A 23,886-nucleotide genomic window follows, 5' to 3' on the forward strand; every position below is an offset into this window, starting at 1 on the left:
CCTTAGCTATGCTGACACTACAAAAGCACTTTATTCAAAACCAATGGGTAGATAGCGCATCCTCGGAAACGCTAAACCTCTATCACCCGGCAACGGGACAACTGCATGCGGTACTCACTCGTGGTGATGCCAGCGATGTAGATAAGGCCGTGCAAGCTGCTGCTACTGCCTTTAACTCGTGGAAAGCCTTGAGCGGCACCAAACGTGCTCAGTACCTGCTGACAATCGCCGACCAGCTAGAAGAACGGGCTGATATTCTGGCAGCCGATAGCGTACGTTTCTCTGGCAAACTACTAGCCGAAGCCTATCTAGACGTGGAAGACGCTGTGGCCTGCTTTAGATACTACGCTGAATTAGCTACGCAGTTGGATGCACAACAAGGCCAATTACGTGACATTCAAGCACCTGGTTTTCAAGCCTACTGTTATCACCAGCCCTTAGGCGTGGTTGCCCTGATTACGCCATGGAATTTCCCTCTGGTGACGGCGGCATGGAAACTTGCTCCCGCTCTAGCAGCCGGTTGTACGGTCGTTTGGAAGCCTTCAGAGCTGATTCCCTTACCTGAACAACACATTGCTTCCTGCGTCTTGGCTAGCGGTTTGCCTGCTGGTGTCCTGAATCTTGTGCATGGCGATGGCCTACATGTAGGTGCTCCACTCTGCGCACACCCTCTGGTCAATAAGATCTCGTTCACGGGCAGCAATAAAGTGGGTGAGGAAGTGATGCGAGCGGCGGCGCAAGGTACACGTCCCGTGTCGTTAGAACTGGGTGGCAAGTCCCCTATTATCGTGATGGCAGATAGCGATATTGAAAATGCCTGCGACTGGGTATGTAGTGGGATTTTCAGCAATAGCGGGCAAATGTGTTCGGCCACGTCACGGCTGTTGGTACATAGCAGTATTGCTCCGGCTTTGTACGCTGCGCTGAAACAGCGTGCCCATGACTTTGTGCTAGGTGATCCTGCTGTGCCTACTAGCACCTTAGCACCGTTAATTAGTGCCATTCAGCAAAAACAGGTACAGGCATTTCAGAATCAAGGCTTACGGGATGGCATCGTAGACTTATTGGCTTTAGTACCTATTACGGTGCCTGAAGAAGGCTTCTATGTACGCCCTAGCATTTTCCTGAACGTGCCTAGTGAACACGATCTATGGCAAAAAGAAATCTTTGGGCCGGTTCTGTGCGTACAGGAATTTGATGAAGTCGATCAAGCTATTGATCTGGCTAACCAACAGCACTTCGGTTTGGCTGCAACGGTGATTTCCGCTGATCAAGAAAACGCACACAACATTGCCCAACAATTGGTCAGTGGCGTGACATGGATTAATAGCCATCAGTTTGTGCCCGCAGCAGGCTCTTGGGGCGGCTACAAACGCAGCGGCATAGGTAGAGAGCTAGGCCCATGGGGGCTAGCCGCCTACCAAAGCATTAGCCATATTTACAGCCCGGTGTAATGGGCTTTGTCCCATAAAAAAACCGCCTCGTTATGAGGCGGTTTTTTTGTTATCTGCGCAAGCTACTACTTACCAACCTGCAGGCAAATACCCAAACAGTGACGCAATCGCATAGGCCGCGCTACATAGGTACAACACCACAATGCTGATTTGCAAAATAGGATGGGTAATCCAACCACATTGCCATGCAGGAGTGATGTCACCGCGTTTACGAGCACCGCGCAACATCAAAATAGGCATAATCGACAGCACCACACCACTAAATGTACCTGCGATGTACAGCGCATTCACAAACGATACCAAACCACTGTACGCCATGATAAATGGTGGCAAGGTCACAATCATCAGTACAATAAAGCGACGCTTAGCAGGTGCTCTGTCTTCTTCACCCAAGTTGAACTTGTCAAAAATATTTGTGAAGAAACTGCCACCCAACCCCCAATACGAGGTCAACATCGCGCACAGCGCGAAAATGTTAGCTGAGAAGAATGCCCACTCACCCAAGGCTTGGCCCCAGTTAATGGTGGCCACGTCAGAGATGTTGTCCAGACCGTTCAGAGTGATGACCGAAAACGGCACCAAAGACAGCAAGATGAAGGTAATCAACATACCGGTCATCACGGCTTTAGGCAGCTTCGCTGGTTTATCCGTAAAGCCTCGAGCCATTTCCGGCACGATGTACTGTGCAGAGAAACAAAATACCGCGACGTTAAACACGGGGATCATGTACTTCCACTCGCCATCCATCGCACGTGCGATGTCGGTGTACTCGTGTAACGCTGTGGCAATGATCAGCACTGTCAGCATGGTTACCATACCGATACTGATGTATTTTTCGCCTCTACCAATGGCTTTCAAGCCCAGGTACAACACCCCTGCAGCAGGAATGAAGAAAAGCACACTGCCCAACATGGGAGAAATACCCAACAAAGAGGCCAGCAATTTACCGCTACCATCCATGTAGGCAATCAAGGCACCCACCGAGTTCACGCATACGGATGCAAAAATCAGCCACGAGCCGAAATTACCCACGTAACGTTTAGCCAAGCCACTTAACTGCAAATGCGCTTTGGTGCGCAAGGTGGTTTCGGCGACATACAGCATAGTAATGGTGGTTAAACACCCTGCTAGAATCAGCCAAAACAACAATGGCATAAAACCAGATTTACGCGATGCATACGCGATAGACAAAACGCCAGCACCAATATTGGTACCTACGATCATTGCCACCCCTTCCCAGAAGGTTAGGGATTTACGTGTAGGAGCTGCCTCTACCGCCGACGATTCGGCAGCAGTTGCTACATTTGTAGACTGCATAACATACCCTCACGATCAGATTGAGCCCAATCAAGACCGATCGCTATCAAGCACGGAGGTTGTCCGTGTATCACTAGGAGAAAGTGCTCACACTACACAGATGCCACTCTGCGGTAGGTAAACAAACATAAATCGGTGGGTAAACACGCGCAAAGTGTTCCACACGATAGGCGAAAATCATCAGTAGCAGCTTGCGCAAAAAAGCCTAACTGAAATTTCGCGAGCAGAAATTATTGCCGCGTTTCGCGGGCAAATCAACGTTAACGGGGCACACAGCACCCATGTAACGCTATTTTTTAGACACCTATTACAGCGTTATATACTCAACTAACTATATGATAAATAATAAAAAAATAGACTTCATCCTGTTTACAGATAGGCCATCCTAGGGGTTTTCCCTAAAGACGGCCAAATCATTTAGGCAGCAGGTCTATTTAGACCTAAATGATCGCGCAATGTGCGACCTAGATACTCTTTACGGAATAATCCTCGCTTCTGCAGAATCGGTACTACCTGCTCGATGAAATCCTCGATACTGCTGGGCAATGCAGGTGGCATCAAGTTAAAGCCATCTGCCCCTTCATTAAGGAACCATTGCTCCATTTGGTCAGCAATCACATCAGGGGTACCCACCATGGTGCAGTGCCCGCCCCCAGCAGCTAAGCGGCCTAATAATTGGCGCACGGTGGGCTGCTCTTTCTCGATAATGCGCAGAATCGTGCCGTATCGCCCTTTAGGGCCCGTAAAGCTTTCTAGGGGTGGTAGATCAGGCACTGGGGCATCCAGCTCCCAGTCCATGCAGTCTTGCCCTACGAACATGCTTAATTGGCGTAATGACGCATCGGCAGGCAACAACACATCCAACTCACGCTGCTTGGCCAACACTTCTGCTTGGCTAGACGCAACGTATGTCACTAAACCCGGCATGATGGGCATATCCACAGTCCTACCTGCCGCTTTCACACGCTTTTTAATGTCGCGGTAATAGGCTTGCGAGGCGGCTAAGTCGTACGCCACAGCATAGATAGCTTCTGCTTCCAAAGCGGCCAAATTACGCCCTTGTTCTGATGCACCCGCTTGGAATAGCACCGGATGACCTTGTGGGGAACGTGGCAACGTCAATGGGCCATCCACCAAGAAATGATCGCCATGGTGGTTAATCTGGTGCACCAAGCTTTCATCGGCATACACGCCTGCTTTGTCTATTTTCAACGCCGCATCTGGCCAAGAATCCCATAAGCGTTTGGTAACCTCGATGAACTCGGCTGCTCGCGCATAACGCCATGCGTGATCGGGCATAGACTCATGACCATGATTACGTGCCTCGGCATCGTACATAGAGGTCACCACGTTCCAACCTATGCGTCCATTGGAAATATGATCCAACGACGACAGCATACGAGCCGCATGAAATGGCGTATAGAACGTGCTGGACACCGTCGTAATCAGCCCTACTCGCTCCGTCGCTACCGCCAATGCCGATAAGGTAGTCAGTGGCTCTACAAACCAACGAGGACCATCTGACACGCTATCGGTGTATTGGCCATCAGCAAAGAAAATCGCATCGAATTTACCGCGCTCCGCCAATTGCGCTAACGACTGGTAATAGCGGATATCACCCAGCTGGTCCACGCTAGAGTTAGGATGACGCCACGCTGCGCGGTGATGCCCGCAGCCATAAATAAACAGGTTTAAATGCAGTTGGCGCTTCATTAGTTCTTCACCATCCCGCCATCTACAATCAGGTTCTGTCCGCTGACTGCGCTAGACCATGGTGACGCAAAGAACAGTGCTGTTTCAGCAAATTCGCGCGGTGTAGTCACGCGGCGCAATGGTGTATTGGCCGCAATCAAATCAAACACTGCTTCGGGCGTGGCAGCAGACGCATCAGTAGTGCGCAGCAAGCCGCCTGAAATCATGTTAACCGTAACGCCTTTAGGGCCTAGATCGTTTGCTAGCGTACGCGTTAAGGACAGCAACGCCGCTTTTGCAGCAGTGTAATCGTGGTACGGCACCACAGGGTTTTGGAACAAGTTAGTACCAATATTCACCACGCGACCAAAACGCAGTTTTTCCATGCCAGGCAAACACGCCTGTACTGTATGTAAAGCGCCAGCCACGATGCCTTCCAACTGTTGCTGCATCTGCGCCCAGCTAATGGTGTCCGCATGGGGACGAGCATCTCCGTTAAACGAAAACTGAGGCAACGCGTTGTTCACAATAGTGGTGACAGGCTGACCAAAATGCAGTGCGGCAGCCGCTACCATGGCTTTGACTTGCTTGGGGTCGCACACATCTGCTTGCCATGCCAATGCACTATCTGGGTACTCCTGCACCAAAGCACGCGCCGCTTCTGCGCTTTGAAAGTAGTTCACCACCACTTTGGCACCTTGCTCCAAGAAGGCTCTAGATAACTCAGCGCCCAAACCGCGAGCACCGCCAGTGACCAGCACAACTTGTTGATTCAAGGGAAGAGAAACAACTGCAGACATGAAAAAGCCTCCACTACGGCGCGAGGAGGCTATAGGCTTTATGACTAAAGCTAGAGACATCCCTACGCCAGCATTATCTGGTTCAGGTTATACGGGTATGATCTCAGCATCGCTGTTAGCGAAGCACCCCGCGTCAAGACTAGAAAGGTTAGCACACTCTAGTATTTACACAATACACCCCCGCATTATTTGACGAATAAAGCACCATCTACTAAGCTAGCTGCTGTTCCTAGGGGGGCCTTTTTGTAGGCTGAGATTCGGTTATACCGTAACCCTTTGAACCTGATCCGGGTAATGCCGGCGAAGGGAAGGATAATCACCTCGCACTCTTTCTGTGCCCTCTCCTATTCGCTTGCCTGCCGGTCCCTCCAGATGCTGGAGTCACTGTTACAGGAAGCTGTTTTCGTGTTGTTACCCTCTACTGCCACCCTCTTGTGGCTTATCGCTTTTGCAGCCGTCTTTGCATTAGCAGGTGTGCTCTATGCGCGCCATGCCCGTGAAAGTTTGGAAGATTTCGTGGTTGCACGAAATAGTCAAAGCTCAACGGCCACCATTCTTACCTTGCTAGCATCGTCTTTAGGTGCATGGATTCTATTTTCTCCCGCTCAAGCTGCTACGTGGGGGGGGTTAGCCGCTGTCACCGGTTACGCCATTGGCTCTATGTCACCGCGTTTAGCAATGATCCCCTTGGGTCAACGTATGCGTGAACTAATACCTGAAGGCCACACGCTTAGCGAGTTCGTGCTCAGCCGCTATGGCAAGCCCATGTATGCACTGACCTTACTTATTATGTTGTTCTACATTTTCATTGCCCTGACAGCGGAACTCACCGCGATGGCAAAGCTAGTACAACTCATCGCCCCCATACCGTTGTGGGTCACAGCAGGGATCGTGCTGGTCTCTACTCTGATCTACACCTCATACGGCGGCTTACGTGCCAGCATTTTCACCGACAAGGTACAAATGCTGATCATTGTTCCAGCATTAGTGATTTTGGTGGCTTTTGGTTGGCAGGCTATTGGCGGCATTACGCCCACCGTCAATGCATTGCAACAAAGCGCCCCACAATTACTGTCATTCACTGACCCTATGGGGATTAAAGCTGGTTTAACCTTTTTTGTGGCTATTTTGCTGACTGGACTCTTCCATCAAGGCAACTGGCAACGGGTTTATTCCGCGAAAGACACACGCTCCATGCGGCGTGGTTTTCTGCTGGGCGGCTTATTAGTAGCCCCCTTCATTTTCGTCATGGGCTTATTTGGCTTGGCTTTCATGGCCTTCACACCTACTGGTGACAGCTCTGTAGCCCTGTTCAATGTGATTATGCCCGTGCTACCCACATGGTTCGTTATTGTGCTTATTCCTTTAGGTTTATCTTTAGTAATGAGCAGTGCCGACACCGCAATTAGTGCCATCGCGAGCATCATTGCTGTAGATTTGCAACGGTTACGTCCTAACACGCAAGCTCAAACTTTGAGACAACTATCACGTTGGCTGGTTATTGTGTTGATGGTTCCGGTTTTTATTGCGTCAGCGCAAGGATATAGCGTTTTATACCTTTTTCTTCTGGCTGATCTGTTATGCTCTGCCGCTGCTTTTCCAGTGTTTTACGGGCTTTATAGCCGAAAAATATCGGGTAAGACAGCCACCATTAGTACGCTATGCGGACTGGTTGCTGGACTCGTGGTTTTTCCGGCTCCAGGCGCTGCCATGGACTATCTTTTAGAATCATTTTTGCTTGCTGCTATGGTCCCCGTTGGAGTAACGTGGCTTATACTAAAGTCTATAAGTAGCAACCATCAATTTGATCTAGACAGTTTAAAGTTTAAAATCAGAGGTATTGATCGCAGTGCGGATCTAACATAACCGATCTGCACCTGACCAGTTGTGGCAAGGTGGTTGCTCAAGAGCGCGAATGCGAATTTTAGTACACCACCTTTTTAGACGTAGGGCTTCTCCGCCCTACGTCTTTTTTTCTCTCTGCTGCCTTAGGGCTTAGCCGCTGGTATATCCATTACTAACTCCACCCGCCTATTGCTTGCACGCCCTGTCGCAGAGGCGTTATCGGCGATGGGGCGTGTATCGGCGTAGCCTACTGCACGTAACCGATCCTTCGCCACACCATTGGCCTCGAAATAACGTACCACGCTACCTGCACGCGCCCCAGATAACTCCCAGTTAGACGGATAACGAGAGCTACGCATAGGAATGGAGTCCGTATGCCCTTCTACAGCAATAGGATAGATATTCTGGTTCAACACATGACTCAGCTTACGCAGCACGCCCATACCCGCCAAACTTAAATCGGCCTGACCGGATGGAAATAGAATTTCACTGTTGATCCTAAAGCTCACAGATTGGTCATTCAGCAGCACATCAATATCGTCACCAAGCCCATCTAGACCTAAATCAGCCAAACTACGCCCCGGCTTGCCGGAGTGCTCGCCATCGGCTGTCAATAAGCCACCGCTTCCTGCTCCACCCGTACCAGCACCACCCTCACCCACTGCACCGCCGCCTGTGGCCACTCCATTCGCCTGCACCGAGGCACTGCCTCCTGCCCCTGATCCTTTGCCGTCAGAACCGCTGGAATTGCCTGCAAACGCCAACATCACTAGCATCAGTACCAGTAACAGAGTCATCATGTCTAAATAGGTCACAAACCATGCATCCTCATCTTCCTTGATGGGATTAGCGGTTTCATTCAACCAATCTTTAGTACTGCGTGGACCTTTATGATGGCCCTGTAGGCGTCTAGCTTGTTGCAGCTCGGCCTCTAGCGCTTTAGCACGCGCCGCCAGTTGATTAACGCTCAGTGAATCACCTTGACTCATGGGTACGCTCCTGACTATTCGTTATGCGATTCATCATTACTCTGCGTACTCATGGCGTATATCGGAGTCGTTAATTTCATCTTGGTATTGCGCCATAAATGAATTCAACGTTTCGCGCATCACAGCAGGGCCACGTTTCTGGCTCATCAGCGAGATGCCTTGCAGCACCATGTTCATCAGCACCACACGTTGCTCGGTACGACGCTCTAGCTTCACCGCCACAGGCTTGAATAGCAGGTTGGCAAACAACACACCATAAAACGTGGTCATCAAGGCCAATGCCATCTGCTGGCCAATGGCCGTCATATCTCCATCGCCCAGCAAGAACATCAAGTTCACCAAACCAATGAGCGTACCCACCATACCGAAAGCTGGCGCATAGCTTGCCATCACTCTAAATAGCTGTGCCTCGGCATGCTCACGCGCACGCATACGGGAAATGCGCCACTGTAGTAATTCGATGATTTCTTCTTCAGGAGTCATATCAATGACCAGTTGCACGCCTGTTTTGAGAAATGGGTTGGACACGTTCTCCAACGCATTTTCTACAGCGCGTATATCACCCGCTATCCAAAGACGGGAAATGTTCACTAGCTCATCAATATCGTGTTGGGTGTACAGCTTTTCGTTACGCAAAACGGTGCCAATCAACCCAAAAATTCGCACCACTTCACTTAATGGATAGCTAATAAAGGTTGCTGCCAGCGTACCTATCAGCACAATGCCTAAGCTTGGCCAATCCAGAAACAGTGATGCATCTTCTGCCGAAAAGAACAACACAACGGCCAACAACAATACGCTGGCCACAATTCCTATCAGTGTGGAGGGATTCATAATACTCACCAAAGCAGCCCAAACAGAATATTCAGGCAACAAGACAACCCTCTGGTATCGGCATTTGTTACGTTTAGTTTAGGTTTGCCGTCTGATTTGTATCAATGAATACTACAAAAACAACGAGTTACTCTGTCCACACACCAAGGTTACTTTGGATGAATAACGGGCGCGGGCTGCTTCCCCAGCGTTGTACGTTGTGCTTTAAGACAAAGCCCACGGCGGCATCCAACCCCTCAAATACGGTGCTTTGCCTACCTACAGAGCCTACCTGTATACATGGGCTACCACTGGCGTGGCATAGCTCGCTGTGTACCGCTGCATTACCCGCATACGACACGTCTATGTATACCTCAGCGATTTTCCCTACCTCGTTGTCATTCGCAACAGGGTATGCCATGACAGAATCCAAGCGCTCTATGCCAGGGCTTACGGCTGAGTACGCACGTGCATCTTTTGCCCAACTGATTGCAGGCTGAACCAGCAGCGCTAAAACACTGATTACCAAAATTTTTCTAACCACAGCCTCTTTTAACGTAAAACCACTGTATGAAAAATCAGCTTTTTTCATTATATAAAACACCTTGTTACGTCACTTGAATTTTTTTTCAAGTTTAGCTCGTAAGCCCCTAATTTAAATCAAAAAACTCTGCTATTATTGCTGCACCATACGCTCTACGCACAGACTGGCCATGACACTAAAAACATCTGCCCGCTTCCTCACCAAATTTCCAGCTTCTCTGGTTACATGCATTGGTTTAAGCCTAAGCTCTGTTGCAGTCTTGGCGGAAACAGCAATGAACCCAGCGAACAGCTTGGTTTACAACCAGCCCTACTTGAGTTTCCAGCAAAATTTACGCCCAGTAGGGATGGCCCCTGCTGAGCTCCCATCTATTTTACCCTTGAGCCAAAGCAAATCAGCTGCATTGCATTCTGAAATTGCGCTGGTACAAGACTTGGAAAGCTCTACGATTCTGTACGAGAAAAACAGCGAAGAAATTCGCCCCATCGCTTCGATTACCAAACTCATGACCGCATTGATCGTGGCAGAGTCTGGTCAAGATATGGATGAGATGCTGGAAATTTCTCGCGAAGACGTAGACACCCTCAAAAACTCTAGCTCTCGTTTGGCTATTGGTAGCAAACTTAGTCGTACTGACATGTTGCACTTGGCTCTCATGTCATCCGAGAACCGTGCTGCTAACTCGCTAGGTCGTCATTACCCTGGTGGCTTACCTGCATTTACGCGTGCCATGAACGACAAAGCTCGCGCACTGGGTATGCGTCAAACACATTTTGTTGAGCCTACAGGCTTGAATAGCCAGAACGTGTCTAGCCCGCAAGACTTAGTCAAGCTGCTACAAGCCACATCCCAACATCCTATTATTCATCGCTACACCACCAGCGAGCACTACTCTGTGCAACCTAGTCGTGGCCGCGAATTGCAGTTTAATAACACCAATAGGCTGGTACAAAACGAGAAATGGGATATCCAAATCTCTAAAACTGGCTTTATCAATGAAGCTGGCGAATGCTTGGTCATGCTCACCAAAATTGATGGTCGTGATGTAGCTATCGTTTTGTTGAATGCGCAGGGTCGCTACTCTCGCATTGGTGATGCTGTGCGACTACGCAATTTGGTCGAAGGCAGTTCACAACTAGCGATGCTCTAAGATGACGCTACAATAGTCGCATCACAGGCAGATCCCCTGCCTGTACTCCTGTGTTATTGCGACCATGAAAAAATTCTCCCTGTTATTTGCTTGGTTCTTTTCTGCAGCACTGTCCAGCACAGCTATTCAGGCACAAGAAACACCTACAGCCCTGCCTCCTCCTCAGTACCACGGTTCTATCGTGTATGTGACCGGTGGTATTGGTAGTGATGAAACAGCGGCATTCCGACGCGTACGTTCTAAGTACTCGCTAAGCTTGAATTTTTCTGCCCACACTAACGATGGCCGTGCTGCCTTTGTCAGCGATGTACAAGTCGTAGTGCGTGATCAAAATGACAGCAACACTGTACTAAATATCACCAGTGACGCCCCCTTCTGCCTGATCCAACTTCCTGCTGGCAGCTACACACTGCACAGCACCTATGAAGGCGTTACCCAAACCCGTAAGATCACGATTCAAGAAAATAAAAACACAGCACTTGATCTGAACTGGTCGGCAAAACCTTAACGCCATCCCGATTTCACACCTCTATAGCAAAACCATCATGAGCCAAACGCTTAAAACACGAATCAACGATGACATCAAATCCGCTATGCGCGCCCGCGAACAAGTGCGCCTAAGCACCCTGCGCTTTTTGCAGGCCGCGATCAAAAGTCGTGAAATTGATAGCCAAAGCGAATTAAATGACAGCGAAGTTCAGAGCATTATCGAAAAGCAAGTGAAACAACGCCGCGAATCCATCGTTGCGTTTGAACAAGCCGGCCGCACTGAACACGCCGAGAAAGAACAGGCCGAACTGCTGATTCTGCAAGAGTACCTGCCAGCCCAAGCTGACGAGCAAGAAATCCAAGCGGTTATTAAAGCCGTATTGGACGAAGCAACTGCCAAAGGCATTCAAGGCCCTGCACTGATGGGCGCTGTGATGACTGGTGTACGCACTAAATTGGCTGGTCGAGCAGACATGGCTGCCGTTGCTGCACAGGTAAAACAGTCTTTGCAAGCATGACCCAAGTAGTAGCTGCTCCACTAACGGGTAAGCACTTTGGCTTGCATATTCCATTTATGGAAGCCATTGGCTTGCTCTCGCTGACCTCTGATCACCAAAGCGCCGTCACTAGACTGCCGTGGCGTGAAGACAATACCAATAGCCGTGGCGATGTACACGGTGGTGCATTAATGAGTGCGCTGGACTACACCTTAAGCGCTGCCGCTCGTGCGCATATTCCTGAATCAGGCATGGCAACCATTGAAATGTCTACGCAGTTTCTGAACCCTGCTAGGGGCGACATAGATTTCACTGCCACCTGCTTGCAGATCATTGATGAGATTGCGTATTGCACTGCAGAAGCCCGTGATGCCAAACAGCGTTTGGTGGCCACTGCCTCTGCCAGCTTCAAAGTAGTACGTAAACGAGACCGCAACACTCGCGTCTAAAACGCTGCAGCCCTGAGAAATCAGGGCTGCTGTGTATTGCTACTGCTCCAAGCTGGAGTAGTCGGTATAGCCTCTGGGGCCATCCGAATAGAACGAACTGCTGTCAGCCTCGGACAAGGTGGCACGCTGTCTAAAGCGCTCAACCAAATCAGGGTTAGCGATAAACAAGCGGCCAAAAGCAACCGCATCAGCACGCCCAGAACTCACCGTACGTTCTGCGCGCTCTAAGTCATAGCTTTCATTCACGATCAACAGCCCGCTGTATGCTTGACGCACTACAGCCGTGATATCTTGGCTGCCGTTCGCTTCACGGCAACACACAAACGCCACTTTACGACGCTCTAATTCTGCTGCCACATGCGTGTACAGACTCGCAGGCGCAGAGTCATGCATAGAATGCACTGTTCCGCGCGGAGATAAGTGCACACCCACTCTGCCATGCCCCCACACTTCGGCACACGCGTCTACGACTTCAAAAAGAAAACGACTACGGTTTGCGATGCTGCCGCCGTAGTCGTCTTGTCTGTGATTACTGCTATCGTTAAGGAATTGGTCAATCAGATAACCATTTGCCGCATGGATTTCTACACCATCAAAACCTGCCACCATGGCATTTTGCGCTGCATTTTTGAAATCCTTAACGATACCAGCAATTTCTTCTACGCTTAGAGCTCGAGGTACCACATATTCACGAGGTGGGCGCAGCAAGCTGACATTACCTTGGCACGCAATAGCACTAGGTGCCACCGGCATTTGCCCGTTTAACAGCTCAGGGTCAGAAACACGCCCCACATGCCACAGTTGCAAGAAGATCTTACCCTCGCGTGCGTGCACTGCTTGCACAATATTTTTCCACGCTTCTACTTGGGCTGAGCTCCAAATGCCCGGCGTGCGCAAATAGCCCACGCCTTGAGGTGAAACAGAAGTAGCTTCTGAAATAATCAAACCCGCACTGGATCGTTGGCAATAATAATTGCGCATTAGATCGCTAGGTACGCGAGCATCGGTAGCACGCGTACGCGTCATGGGGGCCATAACGATGCGATTTGACATCGTTAGATCCCCTGCTTTACAAGCATCAAACAAACTTACCATTACAACACTGCCACCCACAGAGTAAAAATATCAGCTGTAGACATGATATCCGTAGTTTCCCGTATAAGGTTTTTTTACCAGAAATTGGAGTAGACTACCAATCTCTTATTCTAAATCTTTTCTAGAACCGCAACATTCAGGACAAAAAATGGCACAGTTCGCCGTCATCGGCCTGGGACGTTTTGGCTCCGCCGCATCGCTGGAGCTAACAAAAATGGGGCACGCCGTCCTTGGCGTAGATAATGACCCCAAATTGGTAGAGCGCTATGCCGACGACATTTCCCGCGCCGTTATCGTAGATGTAACCGACAAAGCAGCGCTGGAAGAGTTGGGCTTAGAAAACTACGATGCCGTGCTCATTGCTATTGGCGATGACGTGCAAGCCTGTCTGGTGTGCGTAGTGCACTTGAAATCCATGGGGCTGCAAAACATCTGGGTGAAGGCCGTATCTCATGCCCAGCACCTTATCTTGGGCAAGCTAGGTGTTCAACGCATTGTGCACCCAGAAGAAGAAATGGGTATACGCGTCGCACAAATGCTCAGCTACCCAATGGTAAACGATTATATCTCTCTAGGAAATGGAGAATTTATCGTTGAAATTATTGCCAGCGATAATTTGGAAGATGTAGCCATCAAATCCATTCTGCAAAACAAGCCGAATGTAGAGGTGTTACTGATCAAGCGACGTGGCCAAGTCACCATTCGGCCAGAACACGAGTTTCTACTAGAAGCCAAAGACGTGATTGTATTGTTTGGCCCATTAACGGCCTTGCGTACGATTGCGCCTAAATTGATCTAATGAAAATACGTCCCTCTCGCGACCGGTTTCCCTTTCAGGTAGATCGTCGCACCACCCTGAATGCCAGTCCTCCAGCAGTACTGGCATTAGGTTTTTTGTTGCTGATCTTACTTGGCTCTGTACTGCTGTCTCTGCCGGTTTCCACCCAACGCCCCATAGGCTGGTTTGATGCCCTATTCATGGCGACATCAGCGGTGACCGTGAGCGGCCTAGCGGTCGTTGAGCCTGCCACCACCTTTACCACCACTGGCCAAGTCATTCTGACTATCTTGGTTCAGTTGGGCGGCTTAGGGATTATCACTTTTGCTGTGCTTGCCGCACAAAGCATACAAAAACGTATTAGCCTCAATCAGCAGGCATTGGCCTTAGAAGCCTTCAACCAAACCAACGTGGGGAAAATTCACCAAACGGCGCTGGCGGTAATCAAGATATCGGCTGCCATACAGATAATCACCATTTTGATTCTAGGCCTTTGGTGGACGCGTCATGATCCGTGGAGAGAAGCTTTCTACCAAGCCTACTTTCACGTGAGCATGGCGTTTAACAATGCCGGTATCTCGCTCTACGATCAAAGCTTGCGCAGCATGGTGCCTGACACCTTCAGCATTCTGACCTTATCGTTGATGATCATTCTGGGCGGTTTAGGCTTCCCAGTACTACTGGACATACTGCAAAAACGTCGTTGGACCAAACTGCAGCTATACACCCGTTTGATTCTGCTGGGCACCTTGGCGCTGAACGTCGTCGGCTTCTTAGCAATCTGGGCCTTTGAAGCCAATAACCCCGCCACCCTTGAGCCTCTGCCTATAGGTGAACAAGCTACCGCTGCCTGGTTCCAAGCCATTGCCACTCGAACCGCTGGTTTTAGCACCATGAGCGTCGTGGATATGCACGACAGCTCTACCATGCTGATGATGATGTATATGTTCATTGGCGGCGGTTCGCTCAGTACCGCCAGCGGTATTAAGTTAGGGACCTTTATAGTTCTAGTGGCGGCCGTATTTTCGTACATACGTCACCGCGAAGAGGTGGTCATTGGTGGGCGCACCATCTCACCTGCCATTACACAAAAAGCCTTGGCCTTGGCCTTCATTACCAGTGTTTGGTTTGTGTTTGGCGTAATGTTTGTCACCATTTTTGATGGCCATCAACCCTTCCGCAGCGTGCTGTTTGAAGTCATGTCCGCCATTACCACTACCGGTATGGGTCACGGTATTACCCCTGAACTCACCAGACCAAGCCAAGCCATGTTGGCCGTGCTGATGTTCGTAGGTAGGCTAGGCCCGCTCACACTGGTCTATACCATTGCTAGACGCACACGTAGCCGCATCCGCTACCCAGAAACCCCCTTCCAAGTGGGTTAATACCTGCCCTAGCAAAAGCACCTATAAGCAGTCTACAATTCCTGATCAGGCCGCCCTCTTACGGGGGCGGTGCTTTTGAATGAATCACCACACAGGAAAAGGCTGATGAGCGCGCTATTATTTGATACAGAAACCACGGGCACACGCGCCCCGCAAGTCATTGAAGCCGCCTGGCTCAAACTGGATACGCCAGCTAACCTCACCATCTTGGAAGAGTTTGAGCAGCGCTACAAACCCAGCGAAGCCATCACCTTAGGCGCACTCGCTGTGCACCATATCTACGACGAAGAGCTGGCCTCCTGCCCTTCACACACTACTTTCCAATTACCTGCTGATACGCAATACATCATTGGGCACAACGTGGACTACGACTGGGAAGTCGCTGGCAAACCTGACGTTAAACGTATCTGCACCTTGGCGTTAAGCAAGCAGCTATTTCCGCAGCTAGACAGCCATAGCCAATCCGCGCTGATCTATTACATAGACAGAGCTAACGCGCGTGAACGCCTAAAAAATGCGCACTCCGCATTAGCCGATGTACGCAACTGCCTAGACCTACTGCGCGCCTTGCTAAACGCGATGCCTACCCCAGTCAACAGTTGGGAAGAACTCTGGCGTTACTCTGACCAAGCCCGTGTACCAACCATCATGCCTTTTGGCAAACACCGAGGCATGCCTATTGCTGATCTACCACCAGACTACAAAGCATGGCTGCTGCGCCAAGACGGCCTAGACCCTTATGTCAAAATGGCGGTACAAGCCAATTTCTAGACAAAAAAATAGCCAGCAATTTGCTGGCTATTTTTATCACTACTGCGCGTCGCTCACACGGACTACGGCTTGCGAGTGGATAAAGGCAGAACGTAATTCTGTATCTGCAACAAACCACGAACACTCTACTCTTCCGTGCGTCAGCCCTAGTTGAGTCACTGTCATGCGTGGTCCGCCACTTCTAAGCTGCACCACATCACCAATATTCCACTTCACTTCTGTCATAACTTTAGTACTCATTACTTACGTCCAAACGCCTCAGCGATTTTCTTATCTGTATCGTATTGGCTTAGTGCATATACTGCCCAAATAGCAGCCGGCACCCAACCAATAATCGTGATCTGTAAAATCAGGCAAATAATGCCAGAAACAGGGCGCTTGATCGTAAAAAACACCAACCAAGGCAACAACAGCGCAATCACCAACCTCATAGCAATTCACCTCCTGTAATAGCTCAGCCGTTATTCTACTGTGCGAATCACTATCGCAGTAGCTCTGTATTAACGGTGAGTACAGAATTTCTATAAAACCCTACAGATTGTCCGTGAAATATACGCATTTATTGATGTGACACAAATCACCGCGTTATATAAGCCCCTACCATGAGGCTACATAACCTATTGTGCTATCGGGAGACAATTATGTATGAAAACAGGCCCAATCAAAGCATCTTGGATCAGTTGGTTGAATTACCAGCAGTAGGAAAACTGTTCAAGTCCAAGTCCATCGCTGAAACCGAACAAGTCATCGCCCAGGCGCTATCCGAACTTTACGGTGAAACCGTTAATGTGCGTATAGGCAGTTGTAACCTGCCCGCTTCAGACCGTTTTGCGGTACTAATTAAAGATCTCACCATTGAGGCATCACACGAAAATCGCCTCTAGCAAACAGCGTATAGCACTCCCTGATTAGTTGACAAAAGTCTGTTACATAGGCTATAGTTTATTTCTCTCGGGGCGTAGCGCAGCCTGGTAGCGCACTTGCATGGGGTGCAAGGGGTCGAAGGTTCAAATCCTTCCGTTCCGACCAAAGAATTCCCCAAGGTAGTACTGGTTCTTTAACGATTCAGAACACGCCTTTAAGGCAAAAAGCTATGGTAGCAATACCATGGCTTTTTCCGTTTTGGGCGACAGAAAATCAAATGCTTTGGTTAGCCTCCTCTACCCTAGAGATGACTAACCAAAGCAGGATGTAAAAACATCCCGCTTTGAGATACAGCTTACTGGTTAAGCGGCTGTATCAACCTTGATTCAGTAAGAGATTCATTGCGTCAACAATGAGGTTCATAAAACACTGATCAAGTTACTGCTGTTTGTCGGGAATTACCCGCCATCCCCGCGGTGGTTGTCTCACGACAATGGGCGCCCTCTGGGTGTCACATCGAAATGAGACAGCCCTTCGTAGGGTCGCCAGCCACATCTTCTCTTAACGCATACTCTACATGCCTGAAGATTGACTGGTTTTTCATAGGATTTACTTCTGCCCCTATGTAATCGGGCAGCCGGCCTACTCTGCACAAATCAATAACTCTATGCATGAGCCGGTATTCATCGACCAGGTTGTTAATGAGCATCCACTGGTAGTCAGTGTTCGATGCTATTATTCACTGCGAGTGAAAATTATGCAACTCCTACACTTATAACTAACAACTATAGTCGAATCCTATGAGCGATTTTCTACCTGTACGATTAGCGTGTGAGCTTGCTGGGGGGCTTGTTTACCTAGCCAAGCATCTCAACGTATCCCCCTCTATCGTCCACCGCTGGGCCACTGGCGCTCAAGAAGTCCCTATCATTCGGTGCGTGGAAATTGAGAAAATGACGAAAGGCACTGTGACTCGCCAAATGCTTCGTCCCAATGACTGGGATCAGATTTGGCCTGAGTTAATAAACTTAAATGTTTTCAAAAATGACAAATAATTCAGTCCCATTTTTAGAAAACCAGATTACATGCTAGATCAAAAAAATAGCCAACCCATCCACATTAGTTGTAAATATTAAGATTGATATCAACAATTCATGAGGTTGGTGGAGATAAACTCTAGCGATCCCATAATGGGGACGCGGAAAGGTATCTCGATTATCATAACTCTATTACTTCTATAAGCAGAAGAACAAAAAATAGCTCCTATGCTTACTTATTAAGCTTTTGAAAAGAGAATATATGTGTGTGCATCAATATGTATTGCAAGAGCCAATTGACTCAGTTGCAAATACTGCAGACATACATTTTACGAATCATCATGAATAAAGTACAAAGCATGCAACATATAGTGAGTAGAGTATGTATCTAAAAGACATGACAATCTCGCGTTTCAGATCTTGCGATAACGTCACAGTAAGTTTACGCCCAGACTTAACAGTTTTAGTTGGTGAGAATAACGGTGGAAAATCCAATGTCATAGACGCAATTCGATTACTAACTTTGCCATTAAGCGGGCGACGGGAACGTTATCCAGAGGATGAGGATATACGACGCCACTCAACGACACCCAACTTCCAAATTGAAGGTGTTTTTCAAGACCTAAGTGACACTCTAAAAGGACTACTAATTTCAGCAGTCCCAGACCCCAACAAGAACGAAGCCATCTTTGGCTATCGTTATGAGTCGCGTTCCGAACGTGCTCCACGCGGTAAAGTCACTTCTTGGGCTGGTCGCTTCGATACTAACGAACCAGAAGCCGGGTCATCTGAGTTAATTAGACATGTCTATCTACCTGCTTTACGAGATGCGCATCAAGCCCTGGGAACAAGTAGCGGTACACGTGTCATGGCACTACTGCGTAATTTTCTACCAAAAGATCAAGAAGAAAGCTTTCTCACCAACGTGAGGCGCGCCGATCAACGGCCCGATATTTTAAACACAATGAACGCAGAAATCGGTACTGCCTTAGGTTTATTGACTAATGGCGTCCGACCGCAAACTGCAGTATTGGACTTTAGTGAGGAGACTCTATTTGATATCGCTCGCGACTTAAGATTCCGTCTAGCCGACTCAGGCTTGATACCTGAAGACATCCGAGCCTCAGGTCTAGGCTACTCCAACCTACTATATATGGCCACAGTGGTAGTTGAGCTAGCCAAGGCCAAGGAGGCTGACCTCACGATTTTCCTCGTCGAAGAGCCTGAGGCACACCTACACCCTCAATTACAAGTACTGGTACTCGAATTTCTACTAGAACAAGCACGTCAATCAACGGATCGCGCCATTGAGTCTGGCAAGCCGGAAGGGCGTATCCAGATTATTGTGACAACCCACTCGCCAAATTTAACGGCATGGGTCTCTCCAATCCATCTAGTGGTCATGCGCTCGTGTCGTCGTGAGCAAAACGGAGTGGTAGTTTCAGAGTCGGTAAGCGTGCCTATTGCGGAAATAGGACTCAAACCAAAAACTTTGGACAAGATTAGTCGTTATCTAGACGTCACTCGCTCAGCACTGCTGTTCGGTAACAGGGCCATTCTAGTGGAAGGAATTGCAGAAGCTCTTCTGTTACCTATATTGGCACAGAAAATCGTTCTCGCCAACAATGCCGATCAATGGCTCCGTTTCAAGGGGGCCGTCATTGTGCCGATCGACGGTGTTGACTTCCGCCCCTACGTAGAGGTGCTGTTACGTCCACACAGAGAAGCACGTATAGCAGATCACCTCATTGTGGTCACAGACGCTGATCCTAGCGTGTTGGGAAATAGGAAGGTAGATCTAGAAAACCTAGCCACGAGATACGGCGCACCACAAGCACTAACCGTACTAACCAATCAACACACCTTAGAACACGAGATTTTTAGCGCTGGGAACGAGGCCTTTCTGAAGAAGGTTTTTCTTCGTCTACATCGTAACTCGCGTCGCGACTGGGAAAGTCGAATCGAGGGAGTAGAAGAACGAGACCGTCCTAATGCTTTTCTCAAATTAATTGAAGCAAAAAATACCCGAAAAGGCGATTTAGCCCAAGCAATGGCTTCATATATTGAAGCTAGCGAACCATTTATTGTACCGCCCTACCTCGCTGACGCAATCCGCGGTGCATCACAATTATGAGCGATTATCAAAGCCTGACAGAAGAACAGAAAGCATTCGTCGCTCACGTTGGCGGTACCTTCGTCCATGCATGTCCCGGCGCTGGAAAAACACATACGATTCTTGCACGCCTAGCAAGAATAGCCACTACATTACCACCACGCCATGGTGTTGCGATACTCTCGTTCACAAACTCAGCCGTAGATGAGTTTCGTAAACGCTGCCAAATAGCAGGACTCGACCAGCTCTTGAAACATCCTAGTTTTATGGGAACCCTTGATTCTTTCGTCAGACATTTCGTAGTCTTACCAAACTGTGTAGCGACAAGCACCATACGACCAATCATCCTAGATAGCTGGGACACTCTTGGTATTGAAATCAGGCTAGCTGGAGAATTCGCCTTTCGAGGTGATGCTGTAAGTTTAGACTTATTTGATCCTGAAACCAATATCATTGACCCAGAAAGAATCGAACATTCTGAATTAAAAAAACATGTGCGTTTGCACCAAACACGATACCAACGAGTTGCTGCAAACAAGCGACGTGGTTTATTGCAGGCAGGCTACATGAGCGCTCATGATGCCCGCACCCGAACGCTAGAGTTGATCCAGAACCCAGTAGTTGGAGGAGCCTTAGGTCGTTCATTAGCAGCTCGTTTCCACGAAATCATGGTGGACGAAGGACAGGACTGCAACCCTCTCGATCTGCAAATTCTCACCTGGCTTAAAGCATACGGTGTAAATATCACCTTTGTATGCGATCCAGATCAAGCTATTTACGAGTTTCGTAACAGCAATCCTGCGGGGATTCATGAATTCAAGGGAGCGTACCCTATTGAATCCCATCTAAAGTTAACCGGTAATTTTCGTAGTAGCCCGGTAATCTGCCGACTAGCAGCCACACTTAGAAATAGTGGCCAAGAAGATCAGTCTGTTGGTGACACTTCTACAGTAGAACACCCAATATGTCTTCTAGCATATAAAGGCCAAAGCCCAACTGCGGCAATAGGTCAGGCCTTCCTTGATAGTGTTACTGAATTTGGCTTAGATGCTAAAAATGCAATTATCTTGGCACACTCAGGAAAATTTGCGCAGCGAGCTGTTGGCGCAACTATTAATGATTCCAAAGGAAGCTCACGTATTGAATTACTGGCGCGGCAAGTAGCGGCGTTCTGGTCGCCAGCAGCAACAGCTCGATCCAGAGAGACCATACTTCAAGCTGCGGAGACAACATTACTGGATCTCATGGGATTACGCCAGCCTAATGAGCACTTATTGAGAACAGTAGAGCGGCTTGCTCTTGATCGTCGAGCACACCGAAGACAGGCACTGAGTCTACTTATGGGTCTTCCTAAGGAGTGCGAAGACAGCGATGCAGATCGGCTTGCGTGGATAGCTTCTGCGCATGAAACAGTCGAGCAGTTAGCACTTCCACTACCTACTGGTGTGACCGTGCGTAATTTTTTTCGTCGTCCAACCAGTGCTCAATGGTCAAAACACCTTCAAACCCCGACAGACTCCCCTCTCAAATGCGCGAAAATCCATGAAGTCAAAGGCCATGAGTTTGATGCCGTATGCCTCGTCATCCCCCCCAATCGTGCTCCCAAAAATCGAACTGAAGCTCTATTTTCATCTTGGGAAACTCTTGCCGATGCAGAAGCCAAGCGGGTACTTTATGTTGGGCTAACTCGCGCCAAGCAGCTCGGCGCACTTGCTGTACCAACTGCCTTCGCCGACCGTTGCATAGCAATCATGACAGCAGCTCAAGTTCCCTATGTAAGAAAAAACTTGTAGCCATTAAAACAATGTCACTTTAAGCTCCTTTCGCTAACTCTGAAATGCTTCGCTCACAGCCTAGATAAAAAATTAGGGCGTTAATATTTTCCTTTTCCTTCTCCCCCAAGTTTGTGCCGTCATCCTTGCCTCAATTGAAGACTCATACAGTTCCTGACTACTACACAGTAAGAATCAACATAAGCATTATGTCTAGAAAACGTTAGTTTTCCAGACTCTCTATATAGCCCCATATATGGGGCTATATTTTTACCTATCTGTGTCATAAACCCGTTGAACAATCAACGTCTATCAAACGTGCACCAATCAAGAGTATTTAGACACACTCCCTCACAGTGATACCTAAAGCCATAGAAACAGTTATCGCCATATTTTTTTCACTTGCCTACATCCCCCCTAGGGGGATAATATCAGCATATGAATAAATCACACACTCACGCCACACACCCTGCCCTCATCAAGCGTCTCAAGCGTGCAGAGGGTCACCTTCGACACGTCATTAGCATGATAGAGACTGAACAACCGTGTCTAAATATCGCTCAACAGCTCAGTGCCGTTGAAAGCGCTATCACAGCCGCTAAACGAGTACTTATTCATGACCATATTGACCACTGTTTAAATCACGACACTGCTCAAGTTCTTGAAGAAATGAAAGCCCTCTCTAAATTACTGTAAGACCTTCCTCCTATGCTCAGCATTCTAAAAAACCGGTCCTATCGCCACCTGCTGGCAGCCCAAGTAATTGCTCTGCTTGGTACAGGCTTAATGACTGTTGCTTTAGCTCTGCTTGCATACGAACTTGCAGGTGAAAGTGCGGGAACTGTTCTAGGCACTGCATTTGCAATTAAGATGATTGCATATGTAGGCATCTCTCCTATCGCCCAAGCCTTTGCTAACCACCTACCACGTCGCACTTTGCTAGTGCTTCTAGATTTGGTACGTGCAAGTGTTGCCTTATGCCTTCCATTCGTAACAGAAACATGGCAGATCTATGTATTAATCTTTCTGCTGCAGTCTGCATCAGCAGGTTTTACACCAGCATTCCAAGCAACCATTCCTGACATACTGCCTAATGAAGAAGACTATACAAAAGCATTATCACTATCCAGACTGGCCTACGACATAGAGAGTCTAGTCTCACCGGTCATAGCCGCAGCACTACTGACTGTTATTAGCTTTGAGAACCTTTTTGCTGGTACAGGTATTGGCTTTCTACTCTCTGCTGCGCTTGTTATTAGCGTCACTCTCCCATCGCCCATCGCCCAACAACGCAGGAGCATATGGGAACGGACCACCAGGGGCTTTCAGCTTTACCTAGCAACCCCTCGGCTACGCGGATTACTTTCCATAAACCTCGCTGTTGCTGCTGCTGGTGCAATCGTTATTATCAATACTGTAGTCATTGTGAAAGCAAATATGGGGCTTAGCCAAACTGAAGTTGCATGGGCTCTGGCCGCCTTCGGCGGTGGCTCTATGCTTGCTGCATTTTCTCTGCCGCCGCTGCTAGAAAAGGTGAGCGACCGTACTGTTATGCTTGCAGGTGTATCCCTACTCACTGCAGGTACCCTAGCAGGTGCCATCACGTCCAGCTACGCGCATCTAGTCATCATATGGTTCATCATCGGCGTAGGTTATAGTACTGCTCAAACGCCTTCAGGCCGTCTATTGCGTAGATCCTCCCACCCCGAAGATCGTCCCGCTCTTTTTGCTGCCCAATTCGCGCTATCTCATGCATGCTGGCTTGTCTGCTATCCCCTAGTAGGGATACTAGGCGCTGCACTAGGTATGCCTACTACTTTTATCATCATGTCGATGATGACATTGCTCTCCATCTTTCTAACAGTCAAACTCTGGCCCGCTGGTGATCCTTCCGATTTAGTACATACGCACCCAGAGTTACCTCACGACCATCCTCATCTACGCCAACACTCTCAAGATGGCCAACACAAGCACACTCTGATCATTGATGACTTGCATCGCCACTGGCCCTAAGCCCATCCAAGAACATTTT

General features: G+C 48.7%; 24 protein-coding genes, 1 tRNA gene and 2 riboswitches. Of the genes, 16 read left to right on the plus strand and 9 right to left on the minus strand.

Annotated features, from left to right (window positions below):
* The first annotated feature begins 8 nt into the window (after positions 1–8).
* Complete coding sequence (locus tag ACLO87_RS08140; protein WP_430223338.1) at positions 9–1,454, plus strand: aldehyde dehydrogenase family protein; 1,446 nt, start codon at positions 9–11, stop codon at positions 1,452–1,454.
* 69 nt (positions 1,455–1,523) lie between these two features.
* Here ACLO87_RS08140 and ACLO87_RS08145 read toward each other — a convergent pair whose 3' ends face one another.
* The 3 genes from ACLO87_RS08145 to ACLO87_RS08155 form a co-directional block, all read right to left on the minus strand.
* On the minus strand, positions 1,524–2,771 hold the full coding sequence (locus ACLO87_RS08145; protein ID WP_135863161.1) for an aromatic amino acid transport family protein: 1,248 nt from the start codon (positions 2,769–2,771) through the stop codon (positions 1,524–1,526).
* Between the two features lie 417 nt (positions 2,772–3,188).
* Entirely contained in the window at positions 3,189–4,484 is a 1,296-nt protein-coding gene (locus tag ACLO87_RS08150) for an LLM class flavin-dependent oxidoreductase (RefSeq protein ID WP_430223339.1), read from the minus strand.
* Positions 4,484–5,263: a 3-oxoacyl-ACP reductase gene (locus ACLO87_RS08155; protein WP_135863158.1), complete on the minus strand. Its 780-nt coding sequence runs from the start codon at positions 5,261–5,263 to the stop codon at positions 4,484–4,486. Before ACLO87_RS08155 ends, ACLO87_RS08150 begins: the two co-directional genes overlap by 1 nt.
* 42 nt (positions 5,264–5,305) lie before the next feature.
* A riboswitch (TPP riboswitch) is annotated at positions 5,306–5,404 on the minus strand.
* Between the two features lie 80 nt (positions 5,405–5,484).
* Positions 5,485–5,589, plus strand: a riboswitch (TPP riboswitch).
* Between the two features lie 82 nt (positions 5,590–5,671).
* On the opposite strand from ACLO87_RS08155, the gene ACLO87_RS08160 reads away from it, so the two are divergent.
* Entirely contained in the window at positions 5,672–7,129 is a 1,458-nt protein-coding gene (locus ACLO87_RS08160) for a sodium:solute symporter family transporter (RefSeq protein WP_430223740.1), read from the plus strand.
* Positions 7,130–7,251: 122 nt separating this feature from the next.
* Here ACLO87_RS08160 and ACLO87_RS08165 read toward each other — a convergent pair whose 3' ends face one another.
* The 3 genes from ACLO87_RS08165 to ACLO87_RS08175 form a co-directional block, all read right to left on the minus strand.
* On the minus strand, positions 7,252–8,097 hold the full coding sequence (locus tag ACLO87_RS08165) for an OmpA/MotB family protein (RefSeq protein WP_135863154.1): 846 nt from the start codon (positions 8,095–8,097) through the stop codon (positions 7,252–7,254).
* Between the two features lie 36 nt (positions 8,098–8,133).
* Positions 8,134–8,931, minus strand: a complete 798-nt coding sequence (locus ACLO87_RS08170) for a motility protein A (protein WP_135863153.1) — start codon at positions 8,929–8,931, stop codon at positions 8,134–8,136.
* 127 nt (positions 8,932–9,058) lie between these two features.
* Positions 9,059–9,502: a hypothetical protein gene (locus tag ACLO87_RS08175; RefSeq protein ID WP_430223340.1), complete on the minus strand. Its 444-nt coding sequence runs from the start codon at positions 9,500–9,502 to the stop codon at positions 9,059–9,061.
* Positions 9,503–9,623: 121 nt separating this feature from the next.
* Here ACLO87_RS08175 and pbpG point away from each other — a divergent pair, with 121 nt between their 5' ends.
* From pbpG to ACLO87_RS08195, 4 genes are all read left to right on the plus strand, one after another.
* Positions 9,624–10,604: a D-alanyl-D-alanine endopeptidase gene (pbpG, locus tag ACLO87_RS08180; protein WP_135863149.1), complete on the plus strand. Its 981-nt coding sequence runs from the start codon at positions 9,624–9,626 to the stop codon at positions 10,602–10,604.
* Positions 10,605–10,668: 64 nt separating this feature from the next.
* Complete coding sequence (locus ACLO87_RS08185; protein WP_430223341.1) at positions 10,669–11,112, plus strand: carboxypeptidase-like regulatory domain-containing protein; 444 nt, start codon at positions 10,669–10,671, stop codon at positions 11,110–11,112.
* Between the two features lie 37 nt (positions 11,113–11,149).
* Positions 11,150–11,611: a GatB/YqeY domain-containing protein gene (locus tag ACLO87_RS08190; protein ID WP_430223342.1), complete on the plus strand. Its 462-nt coding sequence runs from the start codon at positions 11,150–11,152 to the stop codon at positions 11,609–11,611.
* Positions 11,608–12,039 (plus strand): PaaI family thioesterase, encoded by a 432-nt coding sequence (locus tag ACLO87_RS08195; protein ID WP_430223343.1) that lies wholly within the window; start codon positions 11,608–11,610, stop codon positions 12,037–12,039. The genes ACLO87_RS08190 and ACLO87_RS08195 overlap by 4 nt, the downstream gene beginning before the upstream one ends.
* Positions 12,040–12,078: 39 nt before the next feature.
* On the opposite strand, the gene ACLO87_RS08200 is transcribed toward ACLO87_RS08195, so the two are convergent.
* Positions 12,079–13,134 (minus strand): alkene reductase, encoded by a 1,056-nt coding sequence (locus ACLO87_RS08200; protein WP_430223344.1) that lies wholly within the window; start codon positions 13,132–13,134, stop codon positions 12,079–12,081.
* 148 nt (positions 13,135–13,282) lie between these two features.
* On the opposite strand from ACLO87_RS08200, the gene ACLO87_RS08205 reads away from it, so the two are divergent.
* The 3 genes from ACLO87_RS08205 (at position 13,283) to ACLO87_RS08215 (ending at position 16,068) form a co-directional block, all read left to right on the plus strand.
* Entirely contained in the window at positions 13,283–13,933 is a 651-nt protein-coding gene (locus ACLO87_RS08205; RefSeq protein WP_135863139.1) for a potassium channel family protein, read from the plus strand.
* Positions 13,933–15,297, plus strand: a complete 1,365-nt coding sequence (locus ACLO87_RS08210) for a TrkH family potassium uptake protein (RefSeq protein ID WP_135863137.1) — start codon at positions 13,933–13,935, stop codon at positions 15,295–15,297. The genes ACLO87_RS08205 and ACLO87_RS08210 overlap by 1 nt, the downstream gene beginning before the upstream one ends.
* Positions 15,298–15,402: 105 nt before the next feature.
* Positions 15,403–16,068, plus strand: coding sequence for a putative quorum-sensing-regulated virulence factor (locus ACLO87_RS08215; RefSeq protein WP_430223345.1), 666 nt, complete (start codon positions 15,403–15,405; stop codon positions 16,066–16,068).
* 39 nt (positions 16,069–16,107) lie between these two features.
* Here ACLO87_RS08215 and ACLO87_RS08220 read toward each other — a convergent pair whose 3' ends face one another.
* Positions 16,108–16,308, minus strand: coding sequence for a YodC family protein (locus tag ACLO87_RS08220; protein WP_430219780.1), 201 nt, complete (start codon positions 16,306–16,308; stop codon positions 16,108–16,110).
* Positions 16,308–16,499 carry a YqaE/Pmp3 family membrane protein gene (locus tag ACLO87_RS08225; protein WP_135867086.1) on the minus strand — a complete coding sequence of 64 codons (192 nt, stop codon included), beginning with the start codon at positions 16,497–16,499 and terminating at the stop codon, positions 16,308–16,310. The genes ACLO87_RS08220 and ACLO87_RS08225 overlap by 1 nt, the downstream gene beginning before the upstream one ends.
* Positions 16,500–16,709: 210 nt before the next feature.
* On the opposite strand from ACLO87_RS08225, the gene ACLO87_RS08230 reads away from it, so the two are divergent.
* The 7 genes from ACLO87_RS08230 to ACLO87_RS08260 all read left to right on the plus strand — a co-directional run bounded on the left by ACLO87_RS08230 (position 16,710) and on the right by ACLO87_RS08260 (position 23,867).
* Positions 16,710–16,952: a hypothetical protein gene (locus ACLO87_RS08230; RefSeq protein ID WP_135867088.1), complete on the plus strand. Its 243-nt coding sequence runs from the start codon at positions 16,710–16,712 to the stop codon at positions 16,950–16,952.
* A gap of 68 nt (positions 16,953–17,020) precedes the next feature.
* Positions 17,021–17,097 (plus strand) — tRNA-Pro (locus ACLO87_RS08235).
* A gap of 635 nt (positions 17,098–17,732) precedes the next feature.
* Positions 17,733–17,987 carry a transcriptional regulator gene (locus tag ACLO87_RS08240; RefSeq protein ID WP_430223346.1) on the plus strand — a complete coding sequence of 85 codons (255 nt, stop codon included), beginning with the start codon at positions 17,733–17,735 and terminating at the stop codon, positions 17,985–17,987.
* Between the two features lie 364 nt (positions 17,988–18,351).
* Positions 18,352–20,103 (plus strand): ATP-dependent nuclease, encoded by a 1,752-nt coding sequence (locus ACLO87_RS08245; protein ID WP_430223347.1) that lies wholly within the window; start codon positions 18,352–18,354, stop codon positions 20,101–20,103.
* A complete protein-coding gene (locus ACLO87_RS08250) occupies positions 20,100–21,875 on the plus strand; it encodes a UvrD-helicase domain-containing protein (RefSeq protein WP_430223348.1) in 1,776 nt (591 codons plus the stop codon). Before ACLO87_RS08245 ends, ACLO87_RS08250 begins: the two co-directional genes overlap by 4 nt.
* 504 nt (positions 21,876–22,379) lie before the next feature.
* Positions 22,380–22,550 (plus strand): metal-sensing transcriptional repressor, encoded by a 171-nt coding sequence (locus ACLO87_RS08255; protein ID WP_430223741.1) that lies wholly within the window; start codon positions 22,380–22,382, stop codon positions 22,548–22,550.
* 12 nt (positions 22,551–22,562) lie between these two features.
* Positions 22,563–23,867 carry an MFS transporter gene (locus ACLO87_RS08260; RefSeq protein WP_430223349.1) on the plus strand — a complete coding sequence of 435 codons (1,305 nt, stop codon included), beginning with the start codon at positions 22,563–22,565 and terminating at the stop codon, positions 23,865–23,867.
* Positions 23,868–23,886: the final 19 nt, after the last annotated feature.

It is taken from the genome of Paenalcaligenes sp. Me52 (assembly GCF_050487965.1).
Classification (GTDB): domain Bacteria; phylum Pseudomonadota; class Gammaproteobacteria; order Burkholderiales; family Burkholderiaceae_B; genus Paenalcaligenes.

Bases quoted from the DNA above. Each gene is read 5' to 3' on its own strand.
- ACLO87_RS08255 (WP_430223741.1), top strand. From the start codon at position 22,380: ATGATAGAGACTGAACAACCGTGTCTAAATATCGCTCAACAGCTCAGT.
- ACLO87_RS08145 (WP_135863161.1), bottom strand. From the start codon at position 2,771: ATGCAGTCTACAAATGTAGCAACTGCTGCCGAATCGTCGGCGGTAGAG.
- ACLO87_RS08150 (WP_430223339.1), bottom strand. From the start codon at position 4,484: ATGAAGCGCCAACTGCATTTAAACCTGTTTATTTATGGCTGCGGGCAT.
- ACLO87_RS08260 (WP_430223349.1), top strand. From the start codon at position 22,563: ATGCTCAGCATTCTAAAAAACCGGTCCTATCGCCACCTGCTGGCAGCC.
- ACLO87_RS08165 (WP_135863154.1), bottom strand. From the start codon at position 8,097: ATGAGTCAAGGTGATTCACTGAGCGTTAATCAACTGGCGGCGCGTGCT.
- ACLO87_RS08185 (WP_430223341.1), top strand. From the start codon at position 10,669: ATGAAAAAATTCTCCCTGTTATTTGCTTGGTTCTTTTCTGCAGCACTG.
- ACLO87_RS08200 (WP_430223344.1), bottom strand. From the start codon at position 13,134: ATGGTAAGTTTGTTTGATGCTTGTAAAGCAGGGGATCTAACGATGTCA.
- ACLO87_RS08210 (WP_135863137.1), top strand. From the start codon at position 13,933: ATGAAAATACGTCCCTCTCGCGACCGGTTTCCCTTTCAGGTAGATCGT.
- pbpG (WP_135863149.1), top strand. From the start codon at position 9,624: ATGACACTAAAAACATCTGCCCGCTTCCTCACCAAATTTCCAGCTTCT.
- ACLO87_RS08205 (WP_135863139.1), top strand. From the start codon at position 13,283: ATGGCACAGTTCGCCGTCATCGGCCTGGGACGTTTTGGCTCCGCCGCA.
- ACLO87_RS08230 (WP_135867088.1), top strand. From the start codon at position 16,710: ATGTATGAAAACAGGCCCAATCAAAGCATCTTGGATCAGTTGGTTGAA.
- ACLO87_RS08215 (WP_430223345.1), top strand. From the start codon at position 15,403: ATGAGCGCGCTATTATTTGATACAGAAACCACGGGCACACGCGCCCCG.
- ACLO87_RS08225 (WP_135867086.1), bottom strand. From the start codon at position 16,499: ATGAGGTTGGTGATTGCGCTGTTGTTGCCTTGGTTGGTGTTTTTTACG.
- ACLO87_RS08155 (WP_135863158.1), bottom strand. From the start codon at position 5,263: ATGTCTGCAGTTGTTTCTCTTCCCTTGAATCAACAAGTTGTGCTGGTC.
- ACLO87_RS08220 (WP_430219780.1), bottom strand. From the start codon at position 16,308: ATGAGTACTAAAGTTATGACAGAAGTGAAGTGGAATATTGGTGATGTG.
- ACLO87_RS08140 (WP_430223338.1), top strand. From the start codon at position 9: ATGCTGACACTACAAAAGCACTTTATTCAAAACCAATGGGTAGATAGC.
- ACLO87_RS08245 (WP_430223347.1), top strand. From the start codon at position 18,352: ATGTATCTAAAAGACATGACAATCTCGCGTTTCAGATCTTGCGATAAC.
- ACLO87_RS08190 (WP_430223342.1), top strand. From the start codon at position 11,150: ATGAGCCAAACGCTTAAAACACGAATCAACGATGACATCAAATCCGCT.
- ACLO87_RS08250 (WP_430223348.1), top strand. From the start codon at position 20,100: ATGAGCGATTATCAAAGCCTGACAGAAGAACAGAAAGCATTCGTCGCT.
- ACLO87_RS08240 (WP_430223346.1), top strand. From the start codon at position 17,733: ATGAGCGATTTTCTACCTGTACGATTAGCGTGTGAGCTTGCTGGGGGG.
- ACLO87_RS08195 (WP_430223343.1), top strand. From the start codon at position 11,608: ATGACCCAAGTAGTAGCTGCTCCACTAACGGGTAAGCACTTTGGCTTG.
- ACLO87_RS08170 (WP_135863153.1), bottom strand. From the start codon at position 8,931: ATGAATCCCTCCACACTGATAGGAATTGTGGCCAGCGTATTGTTGTTG.
- ACLO87_RS08175 (WP_430223340.1), bottom strand. From the start codon at position 9,502: ATGAAAAAAGCTGATTTTTCATACAGTGGTTTTACGTTAAAAGAGGCT.